Origin of the sequence: Paracoccus aurantiacus (assembly GCF_007993065.1) — a bacterium.
Taxonomy (GTDB): Bacteria; Pseudomonadota; Alphaproteobacteria; order Rhodobacterales; family Rhodobacteraceae; genus Paracoccus; species Paracoccus aurantiacus.
Genome location: NZ_VOPL01000001.1, coordinates 800228 through 814870, shown reverse-complemented (window position 1 = coordinate 814870; position 14643 = coordinate 800228). Strand labels below are relative to the sequence as shown.

Genomic DNA, 14643 nt, shown 5'->3' with positions numbered 1-14643 from the left:
AGGTCATTCCGCCGCATGCGCCAGCGGCGTGCCCCCATCCTCGAACGCGGCCAGCAGTTCGGCGCGACGAGCTTCGGCTGCCTCTGCCGCCTTGTCCTTCACCAGCCCGTAACCCTTCACCGACAGCGGCAGGCGCGCCAGTTCACGGGCGATTTCAAGCGTCTCGGGCGTCACGCGGGGCAGGATGCTGTTCATGTCATCCTCGAACCGGGGGATGGCCGCGCGTTCTGCGCGCCGTTCCGCCAGCCAGCCGAAGGGATCGAGCGCTGTGCCGCGCAGGCCCTTCATCCTTGCCAGCATGCGGAAGCCCGGCATGATCCATGCCCCGAATTCGCGCTTTTTCGGGCGGCCATCGGCATCGCGGCCCGGCAGGATCGGGGGCGCAAGATGGAAGGACAGCTTCATGTCGCCGTCGAATTCGCGCGCAACGCCTTTGGCGGTTTTCAGGTGAAGGCGGGCGACCTCGTATTCATCCTTATAGGCGAGCAGCTTGAAATAGCCCTCGGCCACGTCCTGACGCAATTCGTCCGGCGCTTGCGCGACCAGATCGCGGAAGCGCTGCGCATAGGCCTCGTTCTGGTAATCGACCAGGAAGCTGGCGCGATATTCGACCGGATCGGGGCGTTCTGCGACAGCAGGCGCGGTCGCAACCGCCACAGCGTCGGGATCTGTCATGGCCCAACGGCCGATCTGGAAGGCGCGCTTGTTTTCTTCGACCTTCGCACCGTTCAGCTGAATGGCGGTCATGATCGCGTCTTCGGTCAGCGGGATCAGCCCGCGCTGCCATGCCGCCCCCAGCACCAGCATGTTCGAATAGATCGAATCGCCGAGCGCCGTCTGCGCCAGCTTGTTGGCGTCGAAAAACGCTGCGTTATCGCCAAGACGGGCCTGCAGCGACATCTTCAGCCGGTCAGCCGGGATCTGGAAATCGCGGTTCTTGGTGAATTCGCCGGTGATGATCTCGTGATCGTTGACCACGGCACCCGTGCGGCCATTGGTCATCAGGCCAATGGTCTTGGCACCCGCCGTCACCACAAGATCGCCGCCGATGATACAGTCTGCCTCGCCCACGGCGACGCGGATCGCGCTGATATCTTCGGGCTGATTGGCCAGCCGCAGATGGATATGCACCGCACCGCCCTTCTGGGCGAGGCCGGCCATTTCCATCATCCCCGCGCCTTTGCCATCGATATGCGCGGCCTGTGCCAGCACCGCGCCGATGGTCACAACGCCCGTGCCGCCAACCCCGGTAATCACGATGTTATGCGTGCCGTCGATCGCGGGCAGGCTGGGCGCGGGCAGGGCGGGCAGGTCCATTGCGGCTGCCTTCGGCTTCCTCAACTTGCCGCCCCGGACCGAGACGAAGCTGGGGCAGAAGCCGTTCACGCAGGAATAGTCCTTGTTGCAGCTCGACTGCTCGATCTGACGCTTGCGGCCCAGTTCAGTATCCAGCGGCACGACCGAGACGCAGTTCGACTGCACACCGCAATCGCCGCAGCCCTCGCACACTTCGGGGTTGATCCAGATGCGGCGGTCCGGGTCGGGGAAGGCGCCTTTCTTGCGACGGCGGCGTTTTTCCGCCGCGCAGGTCTGGATATAGAGGATCGCCGAGGTGCCGCCCTGATCGGCCAGTTCGCGCTGCACGGCCATCATCTTGTCGCGGGTTTCCATCCGCAGCCCGTCGAACTGGGCCGGGTCCACATCTTCCTTGTCGTCATAGACCACGATGACGGGATCGACCCCCATCGCCACCAGCTCGCGCGCGATCTGGGGCGCGGTCAGCCCGCCCTCATGCGGCTGCCCGCCGGTCATGGCGACGGCGTCGTTGAACAGCACCTTATAGGTGATATTGGTCTTGGTTTCGACCGCATGACGGATCGCCAGAGAGCCGGAGTGATTATAGGTTCCGTCGCCAAGGTTCTGAAAAACATGCGGTCTGTTCGAGAATGGCGCTTCGCCGACCCAGTTTGCACCTTCGCCGCCCATATGGGTGAAACCGTTGGTTTCGCGGTCCATCCACTGCACCATATAATGACAACCGATGCCCGCATAGGCACGGCTGCCGTCCGGCACGCGGGTCGACGTATTGTGCGGACAGCCCGAGCAATACCACGGCGTTCTGACGGCGATTTCCGGCGCATTATCCGCACGACGCGCGGCTGACAGCTTTTCAAGCCCGGCGCGAATTCCTTCGGTGCCGCGACCTTCCTCGATCAGGATACCGCCCAGCTTTTCCGCGATCATCACCGGATCGAGCGCATAGCGCGTCGGGAAAACCTCTTCGCCGGTGCGGTCATGCTTCCAGCCGATCACGCGGCGGCCGTGGCGGTTGTCGAAGATCGCCTCCTTGACCTGCACCTCGATCAGCTTGCGCTTTTCCTCGACCACGACGACCAGATCCAGCGGTTCCGACCATTCCTGGAAGGTCTTCATATCCATCGGGAAGGTCTGGCCGATCTTGTAGGTCGAAATCCCAAGCCGGTCGGCCTCGGCCTCATCAATACCCAGAAGCGCCAGCGCGTGGACCAGATCCAGCCAGTTCTTGCCCGCCGCGACAAAGCCGATCTTTGCGCCGGACTTGCCCCAGACGGGCCGGTCGATCTTGTTGGCCCGCGAAAACGCCTCTGCCGCGAAGCGTTTATAGTCGATCATGCGGGCTTCCTGCAGGACCGGCGTGTCGCCCAGACGAATGTTCAGCCCGCCATCGGGCATCTTGAATTCGGGGGTGACGAAATTCAGCCGGAACGGGTCGCCATTGACGACAGACGTCGCCTCGACGGTGTCCTTCATGGTCTTGAGGCCCGTCCACACGCCCGCGAACCGCGACAAAGCGAAGGCGTAAAGGCCGTAGTCGAGAATTTCCTGCACGCCTGCGGGCGAAATGACCGGAATATAGGCATCGACCATCGCCCAGTCGGATTGGTGCAGCACGGTCGAGGACTCTCCGGTGTGGTCGTCGCCCATCGCCATGACGACCCCGCCATGGGGCGACGAACCGGCCATGTTCGCATGCCGCATCACATCGCCGGAACGGTCGATGCCCGGCCCCTTGCCGTACCACAGCGCGAAGACGCCGTCATACTTGCCTTCGCCGCGAAGTTCGGCCTGCTGACTGCCCCAGACGGCGGTCGCGGCAAGGTCTTCATTCAAGCCGGCCTGGAACAGAATCTCGTTCTGCTTCAGCAGCTTGTCGGCCTTCATCATCGCCAGATCGACGCCGCCAAGCGGGCTGCCGCGATAGCCGCTGACCAGCCCCGCCGTGTTCAGCCCGGCCTTTTCGTCGCGGGCGTGCTGCATCAGCATCAAGCGAACAAGCGCCTGCGTGCCGTTCAGCAGCACATGGGATTTCGACAGATCGAAACGGTCTGCCAGTGAAAACGACTTGTCTTGCGGAACCCCCATCTGGCCCTCCCTGCTCGGCGGTGGTTGGCGGCATTATACGTCAGCAATTCTGACCCACAAAGGAAAAATGCGTGGTTTACTTATGTTGCTACAGAGCGGCCTTCGGGGTAAGAGTTGCATTATTTGCAAGGCACCTACGACAGAAAGTCATAACATGGACTGGGACAAGCTCCGCATTTTTCACGCGGTGGCCGATGCGGGCAGCCTGACTCATGCCGGCGATTCGCTTCGCCTGTCGCAATCCGCTGTCAGCCGGCAGATCCGTGGGCTTGAAGATCAGGTCGGTGTGCCGCTGTTTCATCGCCACGCGCGCGGGCTCATCCTGACGGAGCAGGGCGAACTTCTGTTCAGTGCCACGTCCGAAATGGCGCGAAAGCTGGAAATCGCCGAAGCGCGCATGCGCGACAGCGAAGAACATGTGATGGGCGAACTGAAGGTGACGACCGCGACGGGGTTCGGCACGCTCTGGCTCGTGCCGCGGCTGAACAAGCTTTACACGATGTATCCCGATCTGAAGGTCAACCTGATCCTGGAGGAGCGGGTGCTGGATCTTCCGATGCGCGAAGCCGACGTCGCCATCCGTATGAAAGAGCCCAGCCAGGCCGATCTGATCCGCCGCCGGTTGCTGAATATCCGCATGCGGCTTTACGCAACGCGCGCCTATCTGACCGAGGCCGGGCGCCCCATGTCGCTGCCGGATCTGTCGCGCCATCGGGTGATCTGTCAGGATACCGCGATGCCGCAGGTTTCGGCTGGCAAGCTGTTGGTGCAGCAATTGCTGGAAACCGGGCCGCGTTCGCTGTTGATGGTGAACAACTATTTCGGTGTTCTGCAGGCGGTCCTGAACAATGTCGGCATCGGCGTGCTTCCCGATTACCTGACCGCGGACTTTCCCGAACTCGTGCGGGTGTTCGACGATGTCGAATCCGGCGAAGTGCCTGTGTTTCTGGCCTTCCCGGAAGAACTGCGCGGCTCGCGCCGGGTTATCGCCTTTCGCGATTTCGTCGTTGATGAAATACAGGCATATCGAAAGGCGCAGACGCCGGTCGAATAGGGGCGACGCCCGGACCGCCGCGCGTCACAAAGCCGCGACCGCGACGGTGACGCTGGCCTCGGCGCGCCGGGGCAGATAAAGTTCCCGCAGTCGGGCGCGCCTGACAGAGCGGAAAAAGAATATCATGACAGCCGAACTCGGACATTTCGCCCTCATTCTCGCTTTCGCGGTGTCGCTGTTTCAGGTCGTCGTACCACTGGTCGGTGCGGCGCGCGGCTGGGACAGCTGGATGGAGGCAGCACGGCCGGCGGCCGTCAGCCAGTTCGGACTGGTCGGGCTGTCCTTCGCGGCGCTGACAGTGTCCTTCGTGACCTCGGACTTCTCGGTCGCACTGGTGTACGAAAACTCGCATACCGCCAAGCCGATGCTCTACAAGATTTCGGGGGTGTGGGGGAACCACGAGGGCTCGATGCTTCTGTGGGTGCTGATCCTTGCACTTTTCGGGGCGATGGCTGCGGTTTTCGGATCACAGCTTCCGCCAAGCCTGCGCGCGCGCGTCCTTGCGGTGCAGGCAGCGATCGGCGCGGCGTTCTATGCCTTCATCATCTTCACGTCGAACCCGTTCGCGCGGCTTGAAATCCCTCCCTTCGACGGCCGCGACCTGAACCCGCTTCTGCAGGACCCCGGCCTCGCGTTCCATCCGCCGTTCCTCTATCTCGGCTATGTCGGGCTGAGCATGTCCTTTTCCTTTGCTGTCGCGGCCCTGATCGAAGGACGGGTTGATGCCGCATGGGCGCGCTGGGTCCGGCCCTGGACGCTGGCTGCCTGGGTGTTTCTGACCATCGGCATCGCGCTCGGATCATGGTGGGCCTATTACGAGCTTGGCTGGGGCGGTTTCTGGTTCTGGGACCCGGTCGAGAATGCCAGCTTCATGCCCTGGCTTCTGGCGGCGGCACTGCTGCATTGCGCAATCGTCGTCGAAAAGCGCGAGGTGCTGAAAAGCTGGACGATCCTGCTGGCGATCCTGGCCTTCGGGTTTTCGCTGATCGGAACCTTCATCGTGCGTTCGGGCGTCATCACATCCGTCCACAGCTTTGCGTCAGATCCGACACGGGGAACATTTATCCTTGGTATTCTCGCGGTCTTCGTCGGTGGCGCGCTGACGCTTTTTTCGATGCGGGCGGGGGCGATGCAGGCAAAAGGCGTCTTTTCCCCCGTGTCGCGAGAGGGGGCGCTTGTCATCAACAACATTCTGCTGGCGGTTGCCGCGTTCGTCGTATTCGTGGGCACCGTCTGGCCGCTGATCGCGGAAATGGCATTCGATCGGAAGCTTTCGGTCGGCGCACCCTTCTTCGAAAAGGCGTTCACGCCCTTCATGATCGTGCTGGCGCTGATACTGCCGGTCGGTGCCATCATGCCGTGGAAACGCGCACAGATCGCCCGCGCGATCCGGCCGCTTCGCGCGGCAATCGCGATCTCGGCGGCGGTTATGCTGCTGGTCTTCGCGATTTCGACAGGGCGTTCGGCCCTTGCCGTGATCGGCGCGGGTCTGGGGTCGTGGCTGGTGTTCGGCGCGCTGTCCGAACTTTGGTTCAGGACCGGAAGCGGCGGATTTTCGCGCTTGTCGCGCCTGCCGCGCGCTGATTGGGGGAAGGCGATTTCGCATGCCGGTCTGGGCGTCACCTTTATCGGCATCAGTCTTCTGATGGCCTGGCAGGTCGAGGATATCCGTACCCTGCGCACCGGCGAAAGCTTCGATATGGCGGGCTATCAGGTGACGCTCGACCGGGTCGAGGAAATGGCCGGTCCCAACTATGCCTCGACCACCGCAACATTCACCGTCGCGCGCAACGGTCGTGAAATTGCGGTTCTCCGGCCGGAAAAGCGCATTTATCCGGTTCAGGCAATGCCCACGACCGAAGCTGCGATCAAGAACGGCCTGTTCCGCGATATCTACCTCGTGATCGGGGATGAACAGCAGGGCGGGGGCTGGGCGGTCCGCAGTTACATCAAACCCTTTGCAAGCTGGATCTGGCTTGGCTGCTTCCTCATGGCGCTTGGCGGGGCGGTCAGCTTGTCGGACCGCCGCTATCGCGTCGCCGCGGGCGCGCGGCGCCGGAATGTTGCGGTGGCGGCAGAATGAAGACGCTGCTTCTTCTTCTGATGTTGTTCGTGACCCCGGCGCTCGCCGTCCAGCCAGACGAGGTTCTGCCCGATCCGGCGCTCGAATCGCGCGCGCGGGACATATCCCGGTTGCTGCGCTGTCCGGTCTGTCAGGGCGAGACGATTGACGAATCGAATGCGCCGATCAGCCGCGACCTGCGTCTTTACGTGCGCGAAAGGCTGGTCGCGGGTGACAGCAATGCGCAGGTTCTGGATGCCGTGACGGACCGTTTCGGAGAGTTCGTTCTGTTCCAGCCGCGCGCGACGGGCGGCAATCTGATCCTTTATATCGCCGGGCCGCTGATGGCGGTGATCGCGTTAATCCTGGGATGGCGGTTCATTGCAAGCCGTCGCAGCGGCACAGAAACCGCCGAAAAGCCGCTTTCCCCCGAGGAGCAGGCGCGCCTTGATGAGATCATGCGCGGCTGAACGTCCCGGCAGATGCACGCATGACGTTAACTGACGCAACGGCGGGGCTTTGCCTGCGCGGATGGCCGCGTCATTCTGCACGCAAGCAGGAGGAATGACATGGTATATGAAACGATCAGCTTTTCGGTTCGCGACAGCATTGCGACGCTGATGCTGAACCGACCGCAGGTGATGAACGCGCTCAGCAGCCGGATGCGGTCCGAAATTACCGAGGCGCTGAATTCGGTCAGTGACGAGGTGCGCTGCGTCGTCATGACAGGGGCGGGCGCGGCCTTCTGCTCTGGTCAGGATTTGTCGGATGCGGCAGCGGCGGCGGATATCGAAGGGACGCTGCGCCGTGAATATGAACCGATGCTTCAGGCCGTGATCGGCTGCGCCGCGCCGGTGATCGCGGCGGTGAACGGTCCCGCGGCGGGGGCGGGGGCCAATCTGGCGCTTGCGGCGGATGTCGTGATCGCTGTCGAAAGCGCCTATTTCAGCCAGGCTTTCACCAAGATCGGCCTTATCCCTGATGCTGGCGGGACGTGGATCCTGCCGCGACTGGTCGGCAATGCGCGTGCGATGGGCATGATGCTGTTCGCCGACAAGGTGCCTGCCCGGAAGGCCGAGGAGTGGGGCATGATCTGGGAAGCGGTCGCAGAAAACGACTTTGTCAGCGTGGTCGAGGAACGCGCAAGACAGCTCGCATCAGGACCGACCGGGGCCTATCTGAAGGTGCGCCGGGCATTGCGCGAATCCGGCGCAAACGACTTCGCCGCACAACTCGCGCTTGAGGCGGAGTTGCAGGGCGAGGCCGGTCGCAGTCCCGATTTCCGCGAGGGTGTGGCGGCGTTCCTTCAGAAGCGGGCACCGCGCTTCACCGGCCGCTGAACGCCTGCCTTCTGTCGGCAAGCCCACGGCGCAGCATATCCATCCGCCCCGCCGCCAGCTTCTTTTCCCGCGATAACCAGCGCGCGCAAGGGGCGGTCAGCCAGCGCTTTCCGAAGCGGACCTTCTGGCGTCTTTGGCCTTCAGCGCGCGCGCCTTTCGCGCCGCGCGGATCGCCGTCGAAGATGCGCTCGACATCGGGATGTTTACCATGACCCAGGCAGGTGGGGTCGAGCGGCCCAGAAGGCTTGCATGGCTTTCGGCAAGGCGGTCATCGGCCATGATGCGGGCGGCCTTTGACAGGCGCGCGCGCAGCCGTGTGCCGGGACGGACCAGCACGCCGATCGGAACGCGTGCCGCAATCTCGCGCCAGCGATCCCAGCGGCTGAACTGAACCAGATTGTCCGATCCCATAAGCCAGACGAAACGAACATGCGGATAAAGTCGTTGCAAGGCGGCGATCGTATCCACGGTCATCCGCGTCTGCAGTCGCGCCTCGATCCCCGTCACTGTCACACGCGGATCATCGACAAGTTGGCGCGCATAGTCGATCCGCTCTGACAGCGGGGCGGGGCCATGCGCCTTCAGCGGATTTCCTGGCGTCACCAGCCACCAGACCCGGTCGAGGCCAAAGCGCTTCAGTGCCTCCTCTGTCAGCCGGACATGCCCTTCATGCGCGGGATCGAACGACCCCCCGAGAAGACCGATCCGCTGGCCCGGTGGCGCGACTGGAAGATCGTTTTTCATGGAACTGCTGTAGGTCGCCCGGCGCCAATGCTCAAGCCGTCCTGAAGCCGATCAATCCACCTGAGGATCTATTCCGGTCTGGTCGCGGCCATGCAGACGCACGCAAGCGCGGCCCGCCCGCTTTGCCGCGTAAAGCGCTTCGTCCACATGGGCCAGAAGCTCTTCCGAGACAAGCTCGTGGTAACTGGTCGAAAGCGCCGCCCCGATGCTTCCCGATACCCTGCACAGATGCTTGTCATGCCAGACCGGCTGCTGAACGGCGTCGATGATTCGCCGTCCGAGCTGGCGGATCGCGGGCTCGGAGGTGAGCTCCGGCAAAAGGATCAGGAATTCGTCGCCACCGATCCGCGCGATGCAGTCGTCGCTGCGCGTTTCCTGGCGAAGCACCTCGGCAATGCGGCGCAGCACCGCGTCGCCTGCGGCGTGGCCGAAGCGGTCGTTCACATCCTTGAACCAGTCGAGATCCAGCTGCATGACCGCGAATTCCTGCGCAGGATCTGACTGCGCGCGCCGGGCCTCAAGCGCGAGGTTGAACGCAAGTTCAAATCCGCGCCGGTTCAGCAGGCCGGTCAGGGGATCGGTGAATGCCTGAAGCTCCGCAGCCTCGCGCGCTTCTTCCAGACGCAGGCTGTGTCGCGAAAGCTCTGCCCGGATAAGCTGGTTCGACTTGTGGAGATAAAGGATCTCGATGGCCAGATCATTGGCCGCGAAATCCGCATCGGTCAGGTCATAGGCGGAAATCGCGTCGATCACGCCGATCCCGAAGCCCAGATTCAGCAGCATTTCACCATGCGGAAGCGCCGTGACCTCACCACGCAGCGGGGGAAGCTGGCTTTCGCGAATGCCCAGAAACACCCGCCTGCCGCTTGCCGCGGCGTCCCTGACCGATGGCAGGATGCGTGCTTCGTGTGGGGCGCGGCGTATTTCGAATGCGGCCGCGATATTCGTCGCCCAGCCGATCATCTTGCGAAGCGTCGGCCCGCAGGAACGAATATTGCCGCCCTCATCGACCAGCAGATGCATCGGCATCAACGAGACCAGCCGATCCACCGGAATCATGATCGCGCCCGTCATGTCGCCACCCCGAATTGCTGTGCGAATGAGAAATCGCTGCCCTCGGCGAAGCGGTCATCCGCGATCTGCACATCCAGCGCGCCGCCTTCGCGTTCGACCATCGCGAGCACCCCGTAATCGTCGGCCATGCCGCGCAGCAGCCCCGCGAGGACCGGGTACCACTCTCTCGCTTCGGACTGAACGGCAAGGCGATAGTGCTGAGCCCCGATCAGATAGGTCGTGATGCGCGGCAGGTTGAGGCCGGGCAGCACGACGCTGGCCCGGTCCTGAAGGTCATCAAGCGACAGAACGAAATCCTCGAATCTGGAACCGCTGAAGCGCATGATGTGACGCATTCCGTCCAGCCGCGGTATCCAGCCGCCGATATCCTCCAGCAATTCGTCGCGTTCCATCTGCAGCGCCGCGCCGGCGGCAAGGATCATGTGCTGAACCATGTCCTGCTGATAGTGCTTCATGATCTGGGTTCCGCGCCGATCCAGCCCGGTCGCGGCGCAGACCGATGCCCATACCCAGTCGCCGTGACGGGCACGCAAGAACAGCTCGATACCGCGAATGATGAATCCGTGCATTGGACCTCCGTTGCGGAAGCCCTAGCAGCGGAGTGTTAAGATAGCGTCAATCGCGGCGTGAAAGCATGCGGGATGCCAGCGCGATATCGTCGGGTCGCGCCCCTATCGCGTCGGCGCAGGCCATAACGCGGTCATCGCTTTCCGACACGAATTCAAGGACGAATTCGTGGATTCCCGGCCCGTTGACGACCTCTGCGAGTTGCGAGGGATTCAGTCCCGACCGGCCGAGAAGGCTGCTCAGCAGTTCCTCGTCAGCGAGGATGTGCAGAAGCAGGCGGTCTGCGATGTCATGGGCGGTTTGTTTGCTCATCATGGATTTCGCCATTCACGAAAGGTTTTGTTAACGTTTTGCTGCGAACTTGCCGGGACGGGAAGTTCGGGGCAAGGACAAGATGCTGGGACGATTGCTAGTAGTGGATGGCGATGTGACCTCGCGTTTCACGATGAAAGCGCGGCTCGTTGCGGCGAATCATCAGGTTATCACTGCAAGCGACCTGGCGGAGGCGATGCCTCAGGTTGATGGCGTCGATGCGATTCTGATTCGCGATCCTGATGCCAGGGGCCTTGGCGCCGCAATCGCGCGGTTGCGTCCGCGCACCGGCGTGCCGCTCATCGCGATCTGCGATGGCGCGCAGCGCGCGGCGGCGTTCCGGGCGGGTGTGGATCACGTGCTTGATCCATATGCGCCTGATGCGGTGCTGCGTGCCAGGCTGCGCAGCTGGCTTGCCCAGCCCGTCGAAATGGCATCCGGCTTTGCCGAGGCGGCGAACATGTTCGACAGCGCTGACCAGATTGCACTCGTTACGGATGAGGCCGCGCTGTCATCGGAATGGCGGCAGGGCGTGGCAGAGGCGACAGGGCGTCGCCTGCATATCCTTTCCCCGCAGGCCGCCTATGGACGTATTCCGGACAGTGTCGCCGTTCTGCTGGTCGATGCTGGCGCGTCGGGCGGCGGCCTGCAGCAACTTGCCGATCTTCGGACACGCTTTGCCGCCGATGCCCGCGGCGCGGCGCTGGCGCTTGTGCAGCGCAGGCACACCCCCGAGGAGGAGGCGCAGGCGCTGGATATGGGGGCGAGCGAGGTTCTGCCATCGACGCTTGCCAAGCTGGAGCGGCGCGGCGAATTGACGGCGCGGCTGAACTGGCTGCTCAGGCGCGGCATAGACGCTGAACGCCGCCAGACCGAGGCAAAGCTGGCGCAGCGCCTGGCGGCGGTTGACCCGCTGACGGGCCTTTCAAACAGGCGCCGCATCAGCCTCGACATCAATGCCGCGGCCCGGACGCGCGAAGGCTTTTCCTTGCTGATGGTCGATATCGACCGTTTCAAGTCCATCAACGATACCCATGGTCACGAGGCCGGGGACGACGTTCTCGGTGCAGTTGCGAACCGGCTGACCGATCTGATCGGCGCGGAAGGACAGGTCGCCCGCTACGGGGGCGAGGAGTTTCTGATCCTGCTTCCGCATGCCGATGAAACAAGGGCGGTTTCACTGGCAGAACGGCTGCGCCACGCGCTCGCGAGCCTCAGGATCAGCGCACGCGGACTTCGTGGCGTCGTCGATCTGGGTGTATCTGTCTCGATCGGCGTGGCAGTCAGTGAAAGCCGGTATGGCGCACGGCATTCCACCGATCAGGTGCTGCGCAATGCGGACGCAGCACTGCTGTCGGCGAAGGGCGCGGGACGCAATCTGGTGATGCTCTCGCGAGAGCCGCATGCGGCATAGCCAACCACCCGCCGGCGCGACCGGGGCGCAGTTCTATCAGACATCGGGCGGGCCTAACCCGCTGGCCGACCGGCCGCTTCACAACCGTTCACATGTTCCCCCACCGCTGGCGCTTAACGCGCTCTCGGATCAAAGAAGCCCTTGACGCTGAAGCGCGGCTTCAAGCGCCTCAGGATCGGTGAAATGGACGGACTGCATACCCACGCTTTCCGCTGCGGCGCAGTTCTCGGGCTTGTCGTCGATGAACAGGCAATCCCGCGGATCGAGTCCGCTCCTCGTGAAGAAGACCCGGAAAATCTCGGGATCGGGCTTCAGCAATTTTTCCTCGCCCGACACGATGACCGTTCCGAAAGCATCACCCAGCCTCGGGTGGGCGCGAACGCCGATCGGCCAGGTTTCGGCCGACCAGTTGGTAATCGCGTGGATCTGCAGCCCACGATCGCGAAGCCGGCTCATCAGCGCCCAGCTTCCCTCGATCGGCTCGACAAGGCTGGACGCGAAATTCTTCAGATACAGCCCAAGCGTTCGCCGGTCTGATGCGTCGTCCAGTTCTGCAGCCAGATCCGCGAAGCTGGCACCGGCATCAGCGCGCAGGTTGCGCCCGTCAAAGTCGATACGGTCCAGAAAGTCCCGCACGGCGGTTTCGGTGCCGAGTGCGGGTATGAAGGGCGGGACGGGGTCCCAGCGGATCAGCACATTGCCGATATCAAACACGATCGCCTTCATCATGACTCCTCAACACAGTGGAATTCGCGACATGCCGCCTGCCGCGCGGACGCTCGCAAGACCTTGTCACTTCGCCAGAGGCGCGGACCTGTTCATATGGCGACGGCAGGCGCAGGACAACAGGCGCGAGCGCGCCGACGGAGGGTGGGCGAGCCGGCATCGGGGCTGCCGTCTGCCTTCAATTTGCGCACCAAGTTGCTTGCATATTCGTCATGCTTTGGGGCAACTTACCGCAATGAACGGACCCGCGCCCACGCGGGCCATCGTCCAACAGGAGAACCAAATGAAAAAATTCCTCGCAATCAGCGTTTCCGCGATGCTGCTGGGTTCGGCTGCCTCGGCCGCGAACCTCGTCTATTGCTCGGAAGGGTCGCCCGAAGGCTTCGATCCGGCGCTTTATACCTCTGGCACGACCTTCGACGCCTCTGCACGCAACATTTATGACCGCCTTGTGCATTTCAAGCATGGCGAGACAGAGATCGAGCCGGGTCTGGCCGAAAGCTGGGACATCAGCGATGACGGTCTGGAATATACGTTCCACCTGCGTCCCGGCGTGAAGTTCCACAGCACCGATTATTTCACCCCGACCCGTGACCTGAATGCGGACGACGTGATCTTCAGCTTCCAGCGTCAGGGCGATGCCGAAGGCGAATACCACTCGATGACCCCGGCTTCGAGCTATGAATATTACAACTCGATGTCGATGCCTGACCTGATCAGCTCGATCGAGAAGGTAGACGACCTGACGGTGAAATTCGTGCTGACGCGGCCCGAAGCACCGATGCTGGCGAACCTCGCAATGTCGTTCGCGTCGATCCTGTCGAAGGAATATGCCGATCAGCTGATCGCCGCTGGCACGCCCGAAATGCTGAACCAGCAGCCTATCGGCACCGGCCCGTTCAAGTTCACGGCCTATCAGAAAGACGCGGTGATCCGTTACGCCCGCAACGACGATTACTGGCGCGAGCCGGCGGCGATCGAGAACCTGATTTTCGCGATCACGCCCGACGCCTCGGTCCGTTATCAGAAGCTGAAAGCGGGCGAATGCCACGTGATGCCCTATCCGAACCCGGCTGATCTGGAAGCGATGAAGGCGGATGAAAACATCAACGTCGTCAGCCGCGAAGGTCTGAACGTCGGCTATCTGGCCTATAACACCAAGGTTGCGCCCTTCGACAACCCAGAGGTGCGCAAGGCGCTGAACATGGCCATGGACAAGCAGGCCATCGTTGACGGCATCTTCCAGGGCGCGGGCAGCGTCGCGAAGAACCCGATCCCGCCGACCATGTGGTCCTATAACGACGCCATCGTTGACGACCCCTATGACCCCGAAGCCGCGAAGGCCGCGCTTGAAGCGGCTGGCGTCACGGATCTGTCGATGAAGGTCTGGGCGATGCCGGTGCAGCGTCCCTATAACCCGAACGCGCGCCGCATGGCTGAAATGATCCAGGCCGACTTCGCCAAAGTCGGCGTAAATGTCGAAATCGTGTCCTACGAATGGGGCGAATACCTCGAACGTTCGAAAGCCGAAGACCGCGATGGCGCGGTTCTGCTCGGCTGGACCGGCGACAATGGCGACCCGGACAACTTCCTGGCCGTTCTGCTGGGCTGTGACGGTGTCGGCGACGCCAACCGCGCGCAGTGGTGCAACGAGGATTTCAACAAGCTGATCCAGGACGCCAAGGTCGAATCCGATCAGGCCGAACGGACGAAGCTGTATGAACAGGCGCAGGTCGTCTTCAAGGAACAGGCGCCCTGGGCCACCATCGCCCATTCCGTCGTGAACGAGCCGATCAGCACCAAGGTGCAGGGCTACAAGATCGACCCGTTCGGGGGCCACGTTTTCTACGGCGTCAGCCTGACCGAATAAGCTTTTCATGAAGCTTTGCGGCCGGGCGGCGATGCGCTGCCCGGCCGTTTCCTTTATTTCGCCAAGCCCGGGACATTC

General features: G+C 62.7%; 12 protein-coding genes. 6 read left to right on the top strand and 6 right to left on the bottom strand.

The window, feature by feature from the left end; genetic code table 11:
• Window positions 1–3: 3 nt before the first annotated feature.
• Window positions 4–3402, bottom strand: coding sequence for an indolepyruvate ferredoxin oxidoreductase family protein (locus tag FQV27_RS03945; protein ID WP_147096491.1), 3399 nt, complete (start codon window positions 3400–3402; stop codon window positions 4–6).
• A gap of 154 nt (window positions 3403–3556) precedes the next feature.
• Here FQV27_RS03945 and FQV27_RS03940 point away from each other — a divergent pair, with 154 nt between their 5' ends.
• From FQV27_RS03940 to FQV27_RS03925, 4 genes are all read left to right on the top strand, one after another.
• Window positions 3557–4456, top strand: a complete 900-nt coding sequence (locus FQV27_RS03940) for a LysR family transcriptional regulator (protein WP_147096490.1) — start codon at window positions 3557–3559, stop codon at window positions 4454–4456.
• Between the two features lie 124 nt (window positions 4457–4580).
• A complete protein-coding gene (locus tag FQV27_RS03935) occupies window positions 4581–6539 on the top strand; it encodes a heme lyase CcmF/NrfE family subunit (RefSeq protein WP_147096489.1) in 1959 nt (652 codons plus the stop codon).
• Window positions 6536–6988, top strand: coding sequence for a cytochrome c-type biogenesis protein (locus tag FQV27_RS03930; protein WP_147096488.1), 453 nt, complete (start codon window positions 6536–6538; stop codon window positions 6986–6988). The genes FQV27_RS03935 and FQV27_RS03930 overlap by 4 nt, the downstream gene beginning before the upstream one ends.
• A gap of 99 nt (window positions 6989–7087) precedes the next feature.
• On the top strand, window positions 7088–7858 hold the full coding sequence (locus FQV27_RS03925) for an enoyl-CoA hydratase-related protein (RefSeq protein ID WP_147096487.1): 771 nt from the start codon (window positions 7088–7090) through the stop codon (window positions 7856–7858).
• A 96-nt stretch (window positions 7859–7954) separates the two neighbouring features.
• Here FQV27_RS03925 and FQV27_RS03920 read toward each other — a convergent pair whose 3' ends face one another.
• Genes FQV27_RS03920 through FQV27_RS03905 form a run of 4 tightly spaced genes read right to left on the bottom strand, consistent with a single transcriptional unit; the run spans window position 7955 to window position 10555 of the window.
• Window positions 7955–8602: a nicotinate-nucleotide adenylyltransferase gene (locus FQV27_RS03920; protein WP_147096486.1), complete on the bottom strand. Its 648-nt coding sequence runs from the start codon at window positions 8600–8602 to the stop codon at window positions 7955–7957.
• 51 nt (window positions 8603–8653) lie between these two features.
• Complete coding sequence (locus FQV27_RS03915; protein WP_147096485.1) at window positions 8654–9676, bottom strand: GGDEF domain-containing protein; 1023 nt, start codon at window positions 9674–9676, stop codon at window positions 8654–8656.
• Entirely contained in the window at window positions 9673–10245 is a 573-nt protein-coding gene (locus FQV27_RS03910) for a heme NO-binding domain-containing protein (RefSeq protein ID WP_147096484.1), read from the bottom strand. Before FQV27_RS03910 ends, FQV27_RS03915 begins: the two co-directional genes overlap by 4 nt.
• Window positions 10246–10291: 46 nt before the next feature.
• On the bottom strand, window positions 10292–10555 hold the full coding sequence (locus FQV27_RS03905) for a DUF3572 family protein (RefSeq protein ID WP_186827208.1): 264 nt from the start codon (window positions 10553–10555) through the stop codon (window positions 10292–10294).
• An 82-nt stretch (window positions 10556–10637) separates the two neighbouring features.
• Here FQV27_RS03905 and FQV27_RS03900 point away from each other — a divergent pair, with 82 nt between their 5' ends.
• Window positions 10638–11969 carry a GGDEF domain-containing protein gene (locus FQV27_RS03900; protein ID WP_147096482.1) on the top strand — a complete coding sequence of 444 codons (1332 nt, stop codon included), beginning with the start codon at window positions 10638–10640 and terminating at the stop codon, window positions 11967–11969.
• A 129-nt stretch (window positions 11970–12098) separates the two neighbouring features.
• Here FQV27_RS03900 and FQV27_RS03895 read toward each other — a convergent pair whose 3' ends face one another.
• Window positions 12099–12695 carry an HAD family hydrolase gene (locus tag FQV27_RS03895; protein WP_186827207.1) on the bottom strand — a complete coding sequence of 199 codons (597 nt, stop codon included), beginning with the start codon at window positions 12693–12695 and terminating at the stop codon, window positions 12099–12101.
• Between the two features lie 283 nt (window positions 12696–12978).
• Between FQV27_RS03895 and FQV27_RS03890 the strand changes: the two genes are divergently transcribed.
• Complete coding sequence (locus FQV27_RS03890) at window positions 12979–14565, top strand: ABC transporter substrate-binding protein (RefSeq protein WP_147096480.1); 1587 nt, start codon at window positions 12979–12981, stop codon at window positions 14563–14565.
• The last annotated feature ends 78 nt before the right edge of the window (window positions 14566–14643 follow it).

Coding starts and splice junctions, on each gene's coding strand:
- FQV27_RS03945 (WP_147096491.1), bottom strand. CDS start 3,402: ATGGGGGTTCCGCAAGACAAGTCGTTTTCACTGGCAGACCGTTTCGAT.
- FQV27_RS03940 (WP_147096490.1), top strand. CDS start 3,557: ATGGACTGGGACAAGCTCCGCATTTTTCACGCGGTGGCCGATGCGGGC.
- FQV27_RS03935 (WP_147096489.1), top strand. CDS start 4,581: ATGACAGCCGAACTCGGACATTTCGCCCTCATTCTCGCTTTCGCGGTG.
- FQV27_RS03930 (WP_147096488.1), top strand. CDS start 6,536: ATGAAGACGCTGCTTCTTCTTCTGATGTTGTTCGTGACCCCGGCGCTC.
- FQV27_RS03925 (WP_147096487.1), top strand. CDS start 7,088: ATGGTATATGAAACGATCAGCTTTTCGGTTCGCGACAGCATTGCGACG.
- FQV27_RS03920 (WP_147096486.1), bottom strand. CDS start 8,602: ATGAAAAACGATCTTCCAGTCGCGCCACCGGGCCAGCGGATCGGTCTT.
- FQV27_RS03915 (WP_147096485.1), bottom strand. CDS start 9,676: ATGACGGGCGCGATCATGATTCCGGTGGATCGGCTGGTCTCGTTGATG.
- FQV27_RS03910 (WP_147096484.1), bottom strand. CDS start 10,245: ATGCACGGATTCATCATTCGCGGTATCGAGCTGTTCTTGCGTGCCCGT.
- FQV27_RS03905 (WP_186827208.1), bottom strand. CDS start 10,555: ATGAGCAAACAAACCGCCCATGACATCGCAGACCGCCTGCTTCTGCAC.
- FQV27_RS03900 (WP_147096482.1), top strand. CDS start 10,638: ATGCTGGGACGATTGCTAGTAGTGGATGGCGATGTGACCTCGCGTTTC.
- FQV27_RS03895 (WP_186827207.1), bottom strand. CDS start 12,695: ATGAAGGCGATCGTGTTTGATATCGGCAATGTGCTGATCCGCTGGGAC.
- FQV27_RS03890 (WP_147096480.1), top strand. CDS start 12,979: ATGAAAAAATTCCTCGCAATCAGCGTTTCCGCGATGCTGCTGGGTTCG.